General features: G+C 63.5%; 15 protein-coding genes. 8 read left to right on the top strand and 7 right to left on the bottom strand.

What is annotated here, in order from left to right; translation table 11 throughout:
- Nucleotides 1–15: 15 nt before the first annotated feature.
- A complete protein-coding gene (locus NOV72_RS12265) occupies nt 16–951 on the bottom strand; it encodes a LysR family transcriptional regulator (protein ID WP_106854841.1) in 936 nt (311 codons plus the stop codon).
- Between the two features lie 441 nt (nt 952–1,392).
- On the opposite strand from NOV72_RS12265, the gene NOV72_RS12260 reads away from it, so the two are divergent.
- From NOV72_RS12260 to NOV72_RS12250, 3 genes are all read left to right on the top strand, one after another.
- Nucleotides 1,393–2,568: a porin gene (locus NOV72_RS12260; RefSeq protein WP_106854840.1), complete on the top strand. Its 1,176-nt coding sequence runs from the start codon at nt 1,393–1,395 to the stop codon at nt 2,566–2,568.
- A gap of 175 nt (nt 2,569–2,743) precedes the next feature.
- Entirely contained in the window at nt 2,744–3,190 is a 447-nt protein-coding gene (locus tag NOV72_RS12255) for a CHRD domain-containing protein (RefSeq protein ID WP_106854839.1), read from the top strand.
- Between the two features lie 12 nt (nt 3,191–3,202).
- Entirely contained in the window at nt 3,203–4,129 is a 927-nt protein-coding gene (locus tag NOV72_RS12250) for an alpha/beta hydrolase (protein WP_106854838.1), read from the top strand.
- On the opposite strand, the gene NOV72_RS12245 is transcribed toward NOV72_RS12250, so the two are convergent.
- The gene (locus NOV72_RS12245) at nt 4,099–4,947 is read right to left on the bottom strand and encodes an EcsC family protein (protein WP_106854837.1); all 849 of its coding nucleotides are present in this window, start codon (nt 4,945–4,947) and stop codon (nt 4,099–4,101) included. The two genes, NOV72_RS12250 and NOV72_RS12245, sit on opposite strands and share 31 nt — an antisense overlap.
- A gap of 106 nt (nt 4,948–5,053) precedes the next feature.
- Here NOV72_RS12245 and NOV72_RS12240 point away from each other — a divergent pair, with 106 nt between their 5' ends.
- Nucleotides 5,054–6,649, top strand: coding sequence for an MFS transporter (locus tag NOV72_RS12240; protein WP_106854836.1), 1,596 nt, complete (start codon nt 5,054–5,056; stop codon nt 6,647–6,649).
- Nucleotides 6,650–6,667: 18 nt separating this feature from the next.
- Entirely contained in the window at nt 6,668–7,138 is a 471-nt protein-coding gene (locus NOV72_RS12235) for a MarR family winged helix-turn-helix transcriptional regulator (protein ID WP_106854835.1), read from the top strand.
- On the opposite strand, the gene NOV72_RS12230 is transcribed toward NOV72_RS12235, so the two are convergent.
- Entirely contained in the window at nt 7,135–8,409 is a 1,275-nt protein-coding gene (locus NOV72_RS12230) for an amino acid deaminase (protein ID WP_106854834.1), read from the bottom strand. The genes NOV72_RS12235 and NOV72_RS12230 overlap by 4 nt on opposite strands.
- Nucleotides 8,410–8,554: 145 nt before the next feature.
- Here NOV72_RS12230 and NOV72_RS12225 point away from each other — a divergent pair, with 145 nt between their 5' ends.
- From NOV72_RS12225 to NOV72_RS12215, 3 genes are read left to right on the top strand one after another with little or no spacing between them, the layout of a single operon-like run.
- A complete protein-coding gene (locus NOV72_RS12225; RefSeq protein ID WP_106854833.1) occupies nt 8,555–9,451 on the top strand; it encodes a MurR/RpiR family transcriptional regulator in 897 nt (298 codons plus the stop codon).
- Between the two features lie 2 nt (nt 9,452–9,453).
- Nucleotides 9,454–10,938: an N-acyl-D-amino-acid deacylase family protein gene (locus NOV72_RS12220; RefSeq protein WP_106854832.1), complete on the top strand. Its 1,485-nt coding sequence runs from the start codon at nt 9,454–9,456 to the stop codon at nt 10,936–10,938.
- A gap of 31 nt (nt 10,939–10,969) precedes the next feature.
- Nucleotides 10,970–11,350, top strand: coding sequence for a RidA family protein (locus NOV72_RS12215; protein WP_106854831.1), 381 nt, complete (start codon nt 10,970–10,972; stop codon nt 11,348–11,350).
- A 54-nt stretch (nt 11,351–11,404) separates the two neighbouring features.
- Here the strand turns inward: NOV72_RS12215 and queF are convergent, their stop codons facing one another.
- The 4 genes from queF to NOV72_RS31940 all read right to left on the bottom strand — a co-directional run bounded on the left by queF (nt 11,405) and on the right by NOV72_RS31940 (nt 15,086).
- Nucleotides 11,405–12,229, bottom strand: coding sequence for an NADPH-dependent 7-cyano-7-deazaguanine reductase QueF (gene queF, locus NOV72_RS12210; RefSeq protein ID WP_106854830.1), 825 nt, complete (start codon nt 12,227–12,229; stop codon nt 11,405–11,407).
- Nucleotides 12,226–13,140 carry a 5'-nucleotidase gene (locus NOV72_RS12205; RefSeq protein WP_106854829.1) on the bottom strand — a complete coding sequence of 305 codons (915 nt, stop codon included), beginning with the start codon at nt 13,138–13,140 and terminating at the stop codon, nt 12,226–12,228. Before NOV72_RS12205 ends, queF begins: the two co-directional genes overlap by 4 nt.
- 6 nt (nt 13,141–13,146) lie before the next feature.
- Nucleotides 13,147–14,670: a threonine ammonia-lyase, biosynthetic gene (gene ilvA / locus NOV72_RS12200; protein WP_106854828.1), complete on the bottom strand. Its 1,524-nt coding sequence runs from the start codon at nt 14,668–14,670 to the stop codon at nt 13,147–13,149.
- Between the two features lie 236 nt (nt 14,671–14,906).
- The gene (locus NOV72_RS31940; protein WP_146149994.1) at nt 14,907–15,086 is read right to left on the bottom strand and encodes a hypothetical protein; all 180 of its coding nucleotides are present in this window, start codon (nt 15,084–15,086) and stop codon (nt 14,907–14,909) included.
- Between the last annotated feature and the right edge of the window lie 16 nt (nt 15,087–15,102).

Below are 15,102 nucleotides of genomic sequence, written 5' to 3'. Positions count from 1 at the left end.
GCGTCTGCTTACTTCTTATGCCGGAAACGCTTCAGGATCGACTTCGACTGTTTCGCGTTCGCGGAAGTAGGTCAGCGCGAAATCCACGAATGAGCGCGTCTTGGCCGGCACGTGTCGGCGCCCCGGATAGACGATCGACACTTCCTTGTCGGCGTCCTTGATCGTGTAGCCCGGCAGGAGGCGCACGAGCGATCCCGTTTCGATGTCCTGCGACACATAACTCTCCGGCAGCACCGCGATTCCCATTCCGGAAAGCGCCGCCTGCCGCAACATGTGCGAGCTGTTCACGGTGTATGCCGGATCGAGCGCGATGCTTTCCTCCACGCCCGTCGGTCCGACAAAGCACCACGTCGATCCGTGAATGTTGGAGGACGGCGCGAGAAACGCGTGCGCCGCCAGTTTTGCCGGACGAACGGGCGCGTCGCGCCGAGCGAGATAGGCAGGCGAAGCGACAAGCACCGCAGCCACCCTGACCAGCGGACGATTGATCAGCATGCCGCTGTTGACGAGATGCGGCACGACGATGCCGACGTCGAAGCCTTCCGCGACGAGATCGACCGGACGGTGCAGCAGCGTCAGACGCAGCTTCACGTTCGAGTAACGCTCCATGAATGCGCGAAGCATAGGCGTGAGTCCGAGCAGTGAAAACGATGCGGATGCCACCAGATTGAGCGTGCCCGACGGATCGACGGAACCGGTCCCCACCGATGCCTCCATCAGTTCGATTTGATCGATCACCGCCCGGCAGCCTTCGGCATAAGCGCGGCCGGCCTCGGTCAGTGAGACGCTGCGCGTAGTCCGGTTCAGCAAGCGCGTGTTGAGATGCGCTTCGAGCAGCGAGACGTAGCGCGATATCACGGCGTTGGAGAGATCGAGCGCGGCGGCGGCGCGGCCGAACGACTCGGTTTCCGACACCTTTAGAAAGACGCGCATCGCTTGAAGTTGATTCATTGGGAGAGCGACGTGAGAAGCGCCTTTTGACGCTTCGAATATGCAGGTCGACGCGGGCGATTGGACCGCCGCATCGCGTGCGCGATCTTAGAGTGCGATGACATGCCTGGGAATCGGAGGGTTCTGATCTCGATCAGGTGTCTCAATGTAGCCACTGTCGCATGTATGCAACTTAACTGTCGTAGGGCACGTGTAACGCGGAAGCGATGCGACGTGTAAGTCCGCGTGGCCTAAGCGTTTATCCATATTGAAATTCCACTTTTCGAACTATTCGAAAAGGCTTTTGTGATTTGTTCGGCGGCTTCTCAAAAAGACCGGGCAATAAACTTTGTCGTGCCGAATATCGGTGCCGAGCTAAACGAGCGAAGAGGCAATCCAAGCTCGACAGGCGTTTGGCCTGAAGCAACCCATCGAGTCTCACGACTCAGCAAAGGAACACGCATGAAAAAGAATTTGATCGTCACGGCCGTCGCAGCTTTGGCCGCATCGTTCGCAGGCGCTGCTAACGCACAAAGCAGCGTCACGCTGTATGGTCTGGTCGACGCAGGCTTCACGTACGTGAACAACGTGCAGGCTCCGGAAAGTGCCGACCACTTCAAGAACAGCTCGTTCGGCATGACGAGCGGCAACGTTCAGATGAGCCGTTGGGGTGTGCGCGGTAAGGAAGACCTGGGCGGCGGCATGAAGGCAATCTTCACGTTGGAGAATGGCTTCAACGTGTCGAACGGTTCGAGCATCGGCAGCGGCTTCAGCCGTCAAGCGTTCGTCGGTCTGTCGACGGGCGGAGGCACGGTGACGCTTGGTCACCAGACCGACTCCGTGGTCGACTACCTCGGCCCGCTGAGCGCAACGGGAACCTGGGGCGGCACGTATTTCGCGCACCCGGGCAACCTGGATAACCTGAACGGCGACGCGTTCCGCGAGAACAACTCGGTCAAGTTCCAAAGCGCAAACTACGCCGGCTTCTCGTTCAGCGGCCTGTACGGCTTCTCGAACGCTGCGGGCAGCTTCGCGGCAAACCGTGCTTACAGCATCGGCGCGGGCTACGCAAACGGCGGCCTGAAGCTGGGCGCAGCGTACATGCAAGCCAACGGCATCAACACGAGCGCGGGTCTGAACGCGGCTCCGGGCGCGATCATTGGTGGTCCGGTGAGCGTGCCGAACCAAGAGTCGGCCGTGTTCGACGATCGTCAGCGTACGTTCGGTGCAGGCGCCAGCTACTCGGTCGGCGCAGCAACGTTCGGCGCGATCTGGACGCAGACGCGTCAGAACGACAATGTGCCGGGCTCGGGTTCGAACATCGTCAACAACTACGAAGTGAACGGCCGCTATGCTCTGACGCCGGCTCTCGCGCTCGGCGCGGCTTACACGTTCACGAACGCCAAGTTCGCGCAAGGCGACGGCGACTCGACGCGCGTTCGCTTCCACCAGTTCGGCCTGCAGACGGACTACGCTCTGTCGAAGCGCACGGACATCTATGCTGAAGGCGTGGTGCAGATCGCGAGCGGTCTGCCGGAAGGCGAGTACCCGAACGCGGGCATCAACGGTGTGGTTAGCGGCCTGTCCTCGAGCAGCCGTCAAGTTGTCGTGTCGACGGGTATCCGTCACCGCTTCTAAAGCCGTGAGAGCAGTACCCAGCTATAGCTAGCTAGCAAAGGGCGCCGCGAGGCGCCCTTTGCGCATGTGTGCCTCCCGCCACCGAAGCGAAATGCACCGCGTATCCGGATGCTCTACCATGGCGATGCGGCCATTGCACCGAAAGATGCGCTGTCCGCCGAACAGGAGAGGAACAATGATCTCGACATGCGGACCACATGTACGCTGGGCGCCCGTTCTGATGCTCGCTATTCTCGTCTCGGGCATTGCCCGGGCCGACACCGTCGCTCTCAAAGCCAACCTCCAGCCCTCCAGCGAAGTTCCGCCGCGCGTGAGCAAAGGTCACGGCACCGTGGACGCGACCTTCGACACCGACACCAAATTGCTCACCTGGACCGCGACGTACGCGGAACTATCGGGTCCGGTGACGATGGCTCATTTCCACGGCCCCGCGCCCGTCGGTCAGAACGCGAAAGTCCAGGTGCCCATCGATAAAAAAGCGCTCGCGAGTCCCATGAAGGGCCAGGCGACGCTATCGGAACAGCAAGTAAGCGATCTGATGACAGGTCAGTGGTACTTCAACATTCACACGCAGGAAAATCCGACCGGCGAGATTCGCGGTCAGGTGATGCCGGCAAACTAACGCGCATCGGCGATGAGCTGGCAAAGCGCCCTGGCGTGCTGGGCCGTGCGCACGCGCATGCGTCCGCACAGCGCGAAACCCGGACTCGACGTCGAACTCGCGCGACGTTACGCGTCCCGTCGGATCTGGTCGCCGCGCGTGCCGAAAGGCTGGCGGCTCGATATCCGCGAAACGGGCGGCGAATGGCTCACACCGCCGAAAAACCCGCGCGCCACGATCCTCTATCTGCACGGCGGCGGCTATTACTTCTGCTCGCCGCGCAGTCATCGCGCGATCGCTTTCGGGCTGGCCACGCGGGCACATGCGCGAGTCTTCTCGCTCGATTACCGTCTCGCGCCCGAACATCGCTTTCCTGCGGCGCTCGACGACAGCGTTGCCGCATATCGTCGCTTGCTTGACGATGGCGTTCCCGCGCAAACCATCGCCATCGCGGGCGATTCGGCCGGCGGCGGACTCGCGCTCGCGACGCTGCTCGCGCTGCGCGACGCGGGCGATCCGCTTCCCGCGGCGGCGGTGCTGTTTTCGCCGTGGACGGATTTGACCTGCGGCGGCGAGTCGATGCGAACCAACGACGGCCGCGATCCGATGTATCACGCGTCGGTGTTTCCTCGCGTGGCCGCGCAGTATCTCGGCGCAGCCGACGCGCATCACCCCTACGCCTCGCCGCTATTCGGCGATTTCGTGGATTTGCCGCCGCTGCTGATTCAGGTCGGCGACACCGAACTATTGCTCGACGATTCGACTCGCGTCGCCACGAAAGCGCGCGCGGCGGGCGTGCGCGTCGAACTGGAAATCTGGCGCGACGTTCCGCACATCTTTCAGATCTGGGCGCCGTTCATGCCCGAGGCACGCGAGGCGCTCACACGCGCCGCCGCGTTTATCGACGGTGCAACGTCCGCGCGCCGGATTCATCTTCCGCCCATGACCTCGATCGTCTGATAGGCGCGCTCGACGGGCGACGCGCCATAGCGCCGCTCCAGCCTGCGCACGGTGAAGTGTCCATGCGCCATCTGCTGAAAATGGTCGATGAACACCGTATTGACCATCGCGCCGAGCACCGCGCCGATCGCCGGAATCGACTTCGCGGCGACTTGCTCGCTGACTTGCACCGAGAACCGCGACGCGATCGTCTGCAGGAACTTGAGCAGCGCCGTCGATCCATGACTGCTGAGTCCCTTCGCGGCGATCTCGCTGGTCGCGCGCGAAACGGACTGCGCGAGCGCGCCGCGCACGATGAAATAGCCGAGATCGGCGTTGTCGTCGCTGGCTTTGGCGCCGCCCATGCCGAGCACCATCATGCATTGAAGCTGAGTCTCGACGCGATGCACATCCTCGCCCTCGCTACGCGCGATATCGCAGATCGAGCGGAACATCAGCGTGGTCGTCACCGGCAACTCGACCGGCAGCGCGAACAGCCCGAAAGCACCGCCCGCCGCGCCGGTCGTCGCGACGGCCAGCTTGTGCATCAGGTTGTGCGGCTTGTCGGGCGGCGGTGCGAGCAGCGAATCGGAGGGCGCGCTTTTGCCGAGCGTGCGCAACGCGAGCTGAAGGCATTTTTTCAGCGCGAGTTGCGTCGCGTCGTCGACCTTTTCCTGCGCGGCGGAAGGCAAGCGGCCCATCAGCTTTTCGATGGGCGCGCCGACGACGCTCGCCAGCTTCATCGTCAGCGACGGGCTTTCCAGCGCTTCCTTCGCGCGGGCCAGGGCTGCGAAATCTTCGGTCGTGAGCGGCGAGGTAATGATCGGCGTGGGTTCCATGCGATGTGTTCTGTCCGGTAAATGATGAATGGCCACGGAAATTAGAGTGCGGCACCGTGCTATGATTCCATTTCCGTTGACTAGTCAATCATTGCGCTTACAAAAAATGGCCGTTCACACAGCCGCGCACCATTCCAGCGGGCAGGTTCTGCCTTTCCGCGAATCGCTCATGGCGATGTTGGGCGTCTCGTTCGTCACGATGCTCGTCGCGCTCGATCAGACGGTCGTCGGCACCGCGTTGCCGACGATCGTCGCCGAGCTTAAGGGCTTCGATCTCTACGCGTGGGTCGCCACGTCGTATCTTCTGACTTCCGTCATCACCGTGCCGATCTTCGGCCGGCTCGGCGACTACTACGGCCGCAAGCCGTTCGTGATCGCGTCGATCGTCGTGTTCACCGTCGCGTCCGTGCTCTGCGGGCTCGCCAACAGCATGATGTTTCTCGTTCTCGCGCGCGGGTTGCAGGGCATCGGCGGCGGGATGCTCGTCGGCACGGCGTTCGCGTGCATCGCCGATCTGTTTCCGAACAGCGTCGTGCGCCTGCGCTGGCAAGTGCTGATGAGTTCGGCGTTCGGCATCGCCAACGCGGTCGGGCCGTCGCTCGGCGGTTTTCTCACGCAATACTACGGCTGGCGCTCGGTGTTCTACGTGAATCTGCCGGTCGGCGTGGTGTCGCTCTTTTTCGTGTGGCGCTTTCTGCCGCATCTGCGCCACGTCGCGCATGAAGGCAAGATGCGCCTCGACTGGCCCGGCGCCGCGCTGATCGCGGTGGCGCTCGGCGCGCTGCAATTGTTCGTCGAAATGCTGCCAAAGCACGGACTGAGCGCCGAAACCTTCGCGCCGCTCGCGATCAGCGTCGCGGCCGGCATCGCGCTGTGGAAGTGGGAAATGCGCTGCGACTACGCGATCCTGCCCGTCGACATGTTCCGCAACAAGGCGCTCGCCGCGCTCTTCACGCTCGCGATTCTCGGCGGCTTCACGATGTTCTCGCTCCTGTTCTACGCGCCGTTGCTGTTTCAGGGCGGCTTCGGCATGTCGCCGAAAGACGCGGGCATGATGATCACGCCGCTCGTCGTGTTCATCACCATCGGCAGCATCGTGAACGGGCGCATCGTGACGCGCCTGAAAAATGCCAATCCGATGCTGTACGTCGGCTTCGCGTTGCTCGCCGTGTCGTGTCTGGGCATTGTCGTCGCCACGCACAACATGCCGCGCTCGGTGCTGCTCGTGATCATGCTGCTCGGCGGACTCGGCCTGGGCTTCGTGATGCCGAACCTCACCGTGTTCGCGCAGCAGACCGCGGGGCGTGCGCATCTGGGTATCGCGACGGCGTTGCTGCAATCGCTGCGCATGATCGGCGGGATGATCGGCACCGCGCTGACCGGCACGCTCGTGAGTCATCTGTATGCGAGCGGCGTGAATCTCGCGCTCGAAAAGGACCACGCGATGCGCTGGGCCGGCGATCTCACCGATCCGCAAATACTCATCAACCGTGAAGGACAGCAGGCGCTGCTTTCGCAACTGAGCGCGGCGGGCCACAGCGGCGCGATGCTGCTCGAAGCCGCGCGCGAGGCGCTCGTCGCCGCGATTCACATCGGTCTTGCGCTGGCGGCGATGGTCGCGGTGGTGTCGGTGTGGCAGTCGCGCCGTGTGCCGCCGGTGCGCCTGAAAGGACCGCAGGAACCGGTCATCCTCGCCGAGTGACTAGGGAAATCGAAAAGCATGAATGAACAGGACCGTATAGCCGTGGTGCAGCAATTCGGGCGCACGTATCGCGCGTTCATGTCGGCGTTCGAGGCGGCCGTCGGCCAGCCGATGCCGCGCTGGCGCATTCTGCTCGCGTTGCACGAGCACGCGGGCGTGCTGTCGCAGAAGCGGCTCGTCGAGCGCCTGAAAGTGGACCCGGGCGCGCTGACGCGGCAACTGAAGACGCTGGAAGGACTCGGCTGGATCGTGCGCAGCGTCGATGCACGCGACAATCGCGTATCGAACGTCGCGCTGACGGCGCAAGGGCGCGCGATGGCCGAAGCAAGCCTGCCGCGCCGCAACGCGTTCTTGCACGACACCATGGCGTCGCTGCCCGACGAAGCCATCGAAGCGTTGTCGAGCGCGCTTCATATGTTCGAGGGACGCATTCAGGAAGTGGCGGCCGCGAATGCGTCGCTGGCGGCCGCCGTCGAAGAGAAGGCTTAGAAGAACGTTTCGATCACTTCGGTGACGCGATACTTCGGATCGACGACGAGAACCTGACGCCACTTGTCGAAGGTCAGGCACGGATGCGAGATGTCGAACGCGATCATGTCGCCGACCTTCACGTCGTCGCCGGGCTTGATGCGCAGGTACGCGTGCTGATCCATCAGGCCGAAAATCTCCCAGCCTTCGCCGGGCGTGACGTCGCGCGGCGCTTCGTTGCCCGGACGATAATGCTTCGCCGGCTCGGGCATGCCCGCATCGAACGCGGAATCGCGCTTGCCGAGCCCGATGATCGCGCGGTCCGGCTCGGGAATCGACTGCACATACGCCCACAACTGCAGCGCCGGCTTCAAACCTTGCCCCATCTTCTTCGCGATCGGATTGCGCGCGAAGATTTCGTTCTGCGCTTTCTTGTAGATGCCGACGTCGTGCGTCAGATAGCAGCCCGGACGCAGCACGACTTCGATGGCATCGCTATTGGCTTTCGCGAATTCGTCGGCGACGACGTCGTACCATGCCGATCCCGCACCCGAGAGAATCGCGGGCTTGCGCGCGATTTTGCCTTCCGCGATCAGCTTGCGCGTCGTATCGACGGCGCTTTGCAGGAACTCGCGAACCTTCGTCTCGTCCTGCAGCACGCCTTCATACAACTCGATGCCCGCGAGTTCGATCGTGCCCTGCCAGCGCGCGATCGCTGCAAGCACCGCATCGCGCTGCGCGTCGTCGCGTACGCCGGTGCGTCCGCCCGGCACGCCGAGCTCGATCAGCACGTTCAGTTTCTTGCGCACGGAACTGAAGAATTCGCCGAGCTGATCGACGCCATCGGCTGAATCGACGAGACAGAAAAACTCGAAATTCGTGTCGGTGAGCAACTCGGCGATCATGCCCATGTTGCGTTTGCCGACGAGCTGGTTCGCCATCAGGATGCGATGCACGCCGCCGCGATACGCCGCGCGCACCTGATGCGCCGTCGCGAGCGTGATGCCCCACGCGCCGGTGTCGAGCTGACGGCGAAAGAGTTGCGGCGCCATCGTCGTCTTGCCGTGCGGCGCGAGCTTCACGCCGTACTCGCCGACGAACGCCTGCATCCACTTCAGATTGTGTTCGATGCGATCGGAATAGAGCACGGCGGCGGGCAGGCTCACGTCCTCTTCGAGCAGATTCCATTGCAGGCGCGACGCGTCGTTCAACTGGATGCTCGTGCCCGGCACCATGCCGAGACCCTTGCCGAACGGGTCGATCGTCGCGTTCTGATAGTTTGTAACTTTCATGTGCTGCTACTCCATCGTCCGTTTAAATAAACTCTCTGCACGACTCGATGCGCATCAGAGTTGACGGTGCTATGTTAACCAAAGTAGCATCCGCGATGGAAATGTTATTTAGTAACACGAGCATCACGTAAACCCGCAACCCGATATGAACGGCCACGCCGACATGCTCAGTTTCGACATCGTCGCACGCATCGCGGAGCGCGCACCCGAATTGCGCAGCGCCGAACGCAAGGTCGCCGCGCTGATTCTCGACGACCTGACGAGCGCATCGCGCGCGAGCATCGGCGCGCTGGCCGACAAGGCAGAAGTGAGCATCGCGACCGTGACGCGTTTTGCGAAGGCGGTCGGCTGTGCGGATGTGCGCGAATTGAAGCTGCGGCTCGCGCAGGCGGCGGCGGTGGGGCAGCGCTTCCTGAAGCGCCGTCCGGACGAGGGCGACGCCGTGCCCGATTCGCTCGCCGCGCGTATCTTCGAGGAAGTGCAGACGACGCTCGCGCAAAATCAGGGCGCGCTTTCGGCCGCGCCGATCGCCGAAGCCGCGGACGTGCTCGCCGCGGCGTCGATGATCTACGTGTTCGGCATGGGCGGCGGTTCGACCGCGCTCGCCGACGAGATGCGCTTTCGTCTCGTGCGGCTCGGACGGCCGGTCGCGTCGTATCAGGACGGGCTGTTGCAGCGGATGGTCGCGTCGACGCTATCGAGGGAGCATGTCATCGTCGCGTTGTCGGTGACGGGGCAGACGCCGGAGATGGTCGAAAGCTGCCAGCTCGCGAAACAGTACGGCGCGCGCGTGATCGCGTTGACTGCGCCGGCGTCGCCGCTCGGTGCGCTCGCGGACTGGCTGATTCCGGTCATCGCGATCGAATCGGACTTCATTTACAAACCGTCGTCGTCCCGCTACGCGATGATGATGGCGCTCGATTTGCTCGTCACCGAACTGGCGGTCAAGCAGGCCGACCACAGCCGCGAACTGCTGCGCCGCATGAAACACGCGCTCGATTCGCATCGCGGCGGCGGCGAGCGACAACCCTTGGGAGACTGATCATGGAATCGTTGAAAGCCGACACGCTGATCGTCGGCGCGCGCGTGATCGACGGCACGGGCGCGCCCGCCGTCGAGCGCGACGTCGCCGTGCGCGACGGGCGCATCGTCGCGATCGAGGCGCCGGGCGGCTTGTCCGGCTGGCGCGCCGACGAAACCTTCGACGCCGGGGGCAAAGTGCTCGCGCCCGGTTTCATCGACGTCCACACGCACGACGACACGCACGTGATCCGCTCGCCGCAGATGATGCCGAAGATCACGCAGGGCGTGACAACGGTGATCGTCGGCAATTGCGGGATCAGCGCGTCGCCGGTGACGCTGAAGGGCAATCCGCCCGATCCGATGAACCTGCTCGGCGACGCCGCCGCTTTTGCGTACCCGACTTTCGCGTCTTACGTGGATGCCGTGAATGCCGCGTGTCCGGCTGTGAATGTCGGCGCGCTGATCGGGCATACGGCGCTGCGCAACAATCATATGGATCGGCTCGACCGCGCGGCCAGCGCGGATGAAGTCGCGGGCATGCGCGCGCAGCTCGAAGAAGCGCTGGACAACGGCGCGCTGGGTTTGTCGAGCGGGCTCGCGTACGGATCGGCGTTCAGCGCGCCGCCGGAAGAAGTCCAGGCGCTGGCCGAACCGCTCGCGAAAGCCGGCGCGCTCTACACGACCCACATGCGCACCGAATTCGACGCGATTCTCGATGCGATGGACGAGGCGTACCGCGTCGGCCGCCATGCGCGCGTGCCGGTGGTGATTTCGCATTTGAAGTGCGCGGGGCCGTCGAACTGGGGACGCAGCACGGAAGTGCTGAAGTCGATCGAGACCGTGCGCGACGGTCAGCCGGTCGGCTGCGATTGCTATCCGTACAACCGCAGTTCGTCGACGCTCGATCTGAAGCAGGTCACGGGCGACATCGACATCACGATCACGTGGTCGACGCCGCATCCGGAGATGGCGGGCAAGCTGATCCGCGAAGTCGCCGACGAATGGAAGGTGAGCCAGCAGGAAGCGGCGAAGCGCCTGCAGCCGGCGGGCGCGGTGTACCACAACATGTCGGAAGACGACGTGCGGCGCATCCTCTCGCATCCCGCGACGATGGTGGGTTCCGACGGCCTGCCGAACGATCCGCTGCCGCATCCGCGTTTGTGGGGCGCGTTTCCGCGCGTGCTCGGCCACTACGCGCGCGACACGTCGCTGATCTCGCTCGAAGAAGCGGTGCGCAAGATGACGAGTTTGTCGGCGCGGCGCTTCGGTTTGACGGAGCGCGGCGAGTTGAAGGTCGGCTATCACGCGGATCTGGTCGTCTTCGATCCGGAGCGCGTGCGCGATGCCGCGACGTTCGCGAAGCCGCAGCAGGCGGCGGACGGCATCGACGCGGTGTGGGTGAATGGCGTTTTGACGTATCGCGAACAGGCCGTGACCGGCGTGCGCGCGGGACGTTTCGTGGCGCGCGGCGCGGCATCGAAGCTCGATGCGGCCGGCGCGTTCTGAATATTGATTGCTTGGGTAAAGGAGTGAAACGATGAAGCGTTATGGCGTGGAAGGTGGCAAGGGACAAGGCGGCGCGCATATGCCGTTCGCACGCGCGGTCGAGGCGGATGGCTGGCTCTTCGTCTCGGGCCAGACGCCGATGGAAAACGGCGAGGTGATCAACGGCGGCATCGTCGAGCAATCGCACAAGGCGATTCAGAACGTGCTCGCGATTCTGAAGGAAGCCGGTTACGGCACGGAAGATGTCGTGCGCTGCGGCGTGTGGCTGGACGATCCGCGCGATTTCGCGTCGTTCAACAAGGTATTCAAGGAGTACTTCGGCGCGAATCCGCCGGCGCGGGCGTGCGTGGTGTCGTCGATGGTGATCGACTGCAAGGTCGAGGTGGATTGCGTGGCTTATAAGAAGGCGTAATCGCGATCGCGGCTCTGATTCATCGGAAGCAGAGCCGCGTTTTCATCGACCGGTTTACTGCCGCGCCAGCCGCGCATTATCCGGCATCGGCAAATTGAAATTCGTCCGAAACGGATTGATATCCAGCCCGCCGCGCCGCGTATAGCGCGCATACACCGCGAGCCGTTCCGGCTTGCACTCCCGCATGATGTCCATGAAGATGCGCTCGACGCATTGCTCATGAAAGCCGGTATGTTCGCGATAAGACACGATATACCGCAGCAACCCCGCGTGATCGATCTGCCCGCCGTAATAGCGGATCTGCACGCTGCCCCAATCCGGCTGTCCCGTCACCGGGCAATTCGATTTCAGCAGATTCGAAAACAGCGTCTCATCGGTCGGCGCTTCGTCATGCGCCGCCTTCAGCAACGAAGGATCAGGCGAAAAAACATCGCAATCGAGATCGAGCCGATCCAGCGACAAACCGTCGAATTCTTCCATCGTCAGCTTGCCGAAGTCGCCCGGCGCGGCGAGTTGCACCGACACCGTCGCGCCGCAGATCGCGGACACATCGCGCTTGATGGCGGCGCGCACGTCGTCGATGGAATCGAACGGCGTCTGCGCGAACGAGCCGAGATACAGCTTGAACGACTTCGATTCCACGATGTTCGGCGAGTCCGCCGGCACGAAGAACGTCGCCACCGCGATCTGCGGCTTGCCGCGCCGGTTCAGCCACGACAATTCATAGGCGTTCCAGATATCCGTGCCGAAGAACGGCAGCCGCGCGGGCACGCCGATCGAATCGCGCGCGCGCTTGCGGTCGATCGGGAACAGCAGCGATGCATCGTACTGTTCGGTGTAGTGGACGGGTTTGCCGAGCGGAGATTGGTCGGGTGTCATGATGCATTCGCTATGCCGCTGAGAACGTGCCCCGTCGCAGTGACGACGCGGGCCGATTCGCAGTGGCGAATTTGATCGTCGAAGAAAAAATCGGGCTCGAATTCGCGCAGGAATTCGCCCTTGTCGAGGCCGCCGAGGAACATCGCTTCGTCGATTTCGATGTCCCAGGCCATCAGCGTGCGGATCGCGCGCTCGTGCGCGGGCGCGGAGCGCGCGGTGACGAGCGCGGTGCGGATGTGCATCGGCGACGGGCTTTCGTTGTCGTCGGCGATGCGTTGCAGCTTGTTCAGCGCTTCAAGCAGCGGCTTGAGCGGTCCGCCGGGAAGCGGCAGATTACGTTTGTCGATTTCATGGCCGACGAACGCGCGCAAGCCATCGCTCTGGAAGACGCGTTCGGCTTCGTCGGAGAACAACACGGCGTCGCCATCGAACGCGATGCGGATCTCGTCCGCATAACGGCTCGCGGCGCGCGGCGTTTCCGGCAGCACGCGCGCAGCGGGAAAGCCGGCGGCGAGCGCGGCGCGTACATCGTCCGGATTCGCCGATAAAAACAGCGACGCGCGCAGCGGCTTCAGATACGCGAACGGCGAGCGGCCGCGCGTGAACACGCCGCGCTCGATCGCGAGGCCATGCTCGCGGCACGAATGAAACGCGCGCAAACCGCTGATCGGATCGCTGCGCGACAGAATCACCACTTCCACGCGCTGCTCGTGCGCATTCAGCGCGAGCAACTTGCGGATCAGCCCGAACGCGACGCCCGGCTTCGCGGACGTTTCCAGCCGCGAGCGCTGCAACGCTTCGTATTGCGAGAGATCGCCCGTCTCGAAGACGCGGTTCTCTTCCTCGAAATCGAAGAGCGCGCGCGAGGAAATCGCGACGACGAGCTTGTCTTCGAGCGTGAACTTCGGCATTGCCGCTTACGCCAGGAACAGCTTGTAGACCGGATTCGCGCCTTCGTCCCACCACGGATAACCGAGCGTCGCGAGAAAGCGCTCGAACTCCGCGTTGTCCGACTGCGGCACCTGAATGCCGACGAGAATCGAGCTCGTGTCCGCGCCCTGATTCCGGTAATGGAACAGGCTGATGTTCCAGTCCGGCGCCATCGACGAAAGGAATTTCATCAGCGCGCCCGGACGCTCCGGGAATTCGAAGCGCAGCAGGCGCTCGTCCTGCGCGAGCGGCGAACGGCCACCGACCATGTAACGGATGTGCTGTTTCGAGAGTTCATCGTGCGACAGATCGACCGTCGCAAAACCGTGCTCGATGAACGACGTCATCATCTGCGCCGTTTCCTTGCGCGACTTGATCTGCACGCCGACGAAGATATGCGCGGCGCGTTCATCGGCGATGCGATAGTTGAATTCCGTCACGCTGCGTGTGCCGACGAGTTCGCAGAAGCGCCGGAAGCTGCCGCGTTCTTCGGGAATCGTCACGGCGAACACGGCTTCGCGCGCCTCGCCGACTTCCGCGCGCTCCGCGACGAAGCGCATGCGGTCGAAGTTCATGTTCGCGCCCGACGTCACCGCGACGAGCGTCTTGCCCTCGATGCCTTCGCGCTCCGCATACAGCTTCGCGCCCGCGACAGCGAGCGAACCGGCCGGTTCGAGCACCGAACGCGTGTCCTGGAAGACGTCCTTGATCGCGGCGCAGAGGGCGTCGGTATCGACGGTGACGACTTCATCGAGCAACTCGCTGCACAGCCGGAACGTTTCCTCGCCGACGAGCTTCACCGCCGTGCCGTCCGAAAACAGGCCGACTTCGGAAAGCGTGACGCGCTCGCCCGACTTGATCGAGCGGGCCATCGCGCAGGAATCCTCGGTCTGCACGCCGATCACCTTGATCTCCGGCCGCACCGCCTTGATGTACGCCGCGACGCCCGCGGCGAGTCCGCCGCCGCCGATCGGCACGAAGATCGCGTGAATCGGCGCCTGGTGCTGGCGCAGGATTTCCATCGCGATGGTGCCTTGGCCGGCGATCACGTCGGGATCGTCGAACGGATGCACGAACGTCAGGCCGCGCTCTTCCTGAAGCTGCACGGCGCGCGTGTAGGCGTCGCTGTACGACTCGCCCGCCAGCACCACTTCCACCGTCGGGCCACCGTGCGCGCGGATCGCGTCGATCTTGACTTGCGGTGTCGTCGTCGGCACGGCGATGACCGCGCGGCAGCCGAGCCGCGCCGCCGAGAGCGCCACGCCCTGCGCGTGATTGCCCGCCGACGCCGTAATGACGCCGCGCGCGAGTTCGTCCGCCGACAGATTCGCCATCTTGTTATAGGCGCCGCGAATCTTGAACGAGAACACCGGCTGATTGTCCTCGCGCTTCAGGAACACGGAATTGCGCAGACGCGCCGACAGGATGCGCGCGGGTTCGAGTTCGCTCTCCCGCGCGACGTCGTACACACGCGCGGTCAGCACTTTCTTCAGATAGTCGGGATGTGTCATGCGAGGAATCGTCACGCGGCAGCGAAGCGCGCGGGTTTTTGAGGGCGAAAGCATCAATGATAGCGCCAACCGCGCGTCTTCCGGGCACGCCGTGCGCTTGGACCGTCCGGACGGTCGTGCAAAAAAGCGTCGAAAATGCCGGAAACGTGTCGCGATTTCACATGCAAAAGCCCCTTCTCGCCGCTAGCGGCAGCGAACGCGCGCAACCGCGATGGGTTAGAATTTCCTTTTACGAATCAGCAATCAGGATCGGCAGATGCATCGGCAGCTTCGGATCGATTTTCTGGCGCATGTTTCCCGCGAGTCGCATCCCGCGGCGGAAAAGCATGCGCGCCACGCGCGATCGTGGCGTTGATCCCGGGCACACCGAAGGCGCCGTGAAGAACTCCGGCGGCCTTCGCCAAGATCAGTTTCATTCGAAAATTTGCGCCC

The organism is Caballeronia novacaledonica, assembly GCF_900258035.1.
Lineage (GTDB): Bacteria > Pseudomonadota > Gammaproteobacteria > Burkholderiales > Burkholderiaceae > Caballeronia > Caballeronia novacaledonica.
Note: the sequence above shows the minus strand (reverse complement) of the source record. Positions and strands in the feature narration are given on the sequence as shown.

Excerpts from the sequence above, each read along its gene's own strand:
- NOV72_RS12265 (WP_106854841.1), bottom strand. The coding sequence starts at position 951 with ATGAATCAACTTCAAGCGATGCGCGTCTTTCTAAAGGTGTCGGAAACC.
- NOV72_RS12260 (WP_106854840.1), top strand. The coding sequence starts at position 1,393 with ATGAAAAAGAATTTGATCGTCACGGCCGTCGCAGCTTTGGCCGCATCG.
- NOV72_RS12255 (WP_106854839.1), top strand. The coding sequence starts at position 2,744 with ATGATCTCGACATGCGGACCACATGTACGCTGGGCGCCCGTTCTGATG.
- NOV72_RS12250 (WP_106854838.1), top strand. The coding sequence starts at position 3,203 with ATGAGCTGGCAAAGCGCCCTGGCGTGCTGGGCCGTGCGCACGCGCATG.
- NOV72_RS12245 (WP_106854837.1), bottom strand. The coding sequence starts at position 4,947 with ATGGAACCCACGCCGATCATTACCTCGCCGCTCACGACCGAAGATTTC.
- NOV72_RS12240 (WP_106854836.1), top strand. The coding sequence starts at position 5,054 with ATGGCCGTTCACACAGCCGCGCACCATTCCAGCGGGCAGGTTCTGCCT.
- NOV72_RS12235 (WP_106854835.1), top strand. The coding sequence starts at position 6,668 with ATGAATGAACAGGACCGTATAGCCGTGGTGCAGCAATTCGGGCGCACG.
- NOV72_RS12230 (WP_106854834.1), bottom strand. The coding sequence starts at position 8,409 with ATGAAAGTTACAAACTATCAGAACGCGACGATCGACCCGTTCGGCAAG.
- NOV72_RS12225 (WP_106854833.1), top strand. The coding sequence starts at position 8,555 with ATGAACGGCCACGCCGACATGCTCAGTTTCGACATCGTCGCACGCATC.
- NOV72_RS12220 (WP_106854832.1), top strand. The coding sequence starts at position 9,454 with ATGGAATCGTTGAAAGCCGACACGCTGATCGTCGGCGCGCGCGTGATC.
- NOV72_RS12215 (WP_106854831.1), top strand. The coding sequence starts at position 10,970 with ATGAAGCGTTATGGCGTGGAAGGTGGCAAGGGACAAGGCGGCGCGCAT.
- queF (WP_106854830.1), bottom strand. The coding sequence starts at position 12,229 with ATGACACCCGACCAATCTCCGCTCGGCAAACCCGTCCACTACACCGAA.
- NOV72_RS12205 (WP_106854829.1), bottom strand. The coding sequence starts at position 13,140 with ATGCCGAAGTTCACGCTCGAAGACAAGCTCGTCGTCGCGATTTCCTCG.
- ilvA (WP_106854828.1), bottom strand. The coding sequence starts at position 14,670 with ATGACACATCCCGACTATCTGAAGAAAGTGCTGACCGCGCGTGTGTAC.
- NOV72_RS31940 (WP_146149994.1), bottom strand. The coding sequence starts at position 15,086 with ATGAAACTGATCTTGGCGAAGGCCGCCGGAGTTCTTCACGGCGCCTTC.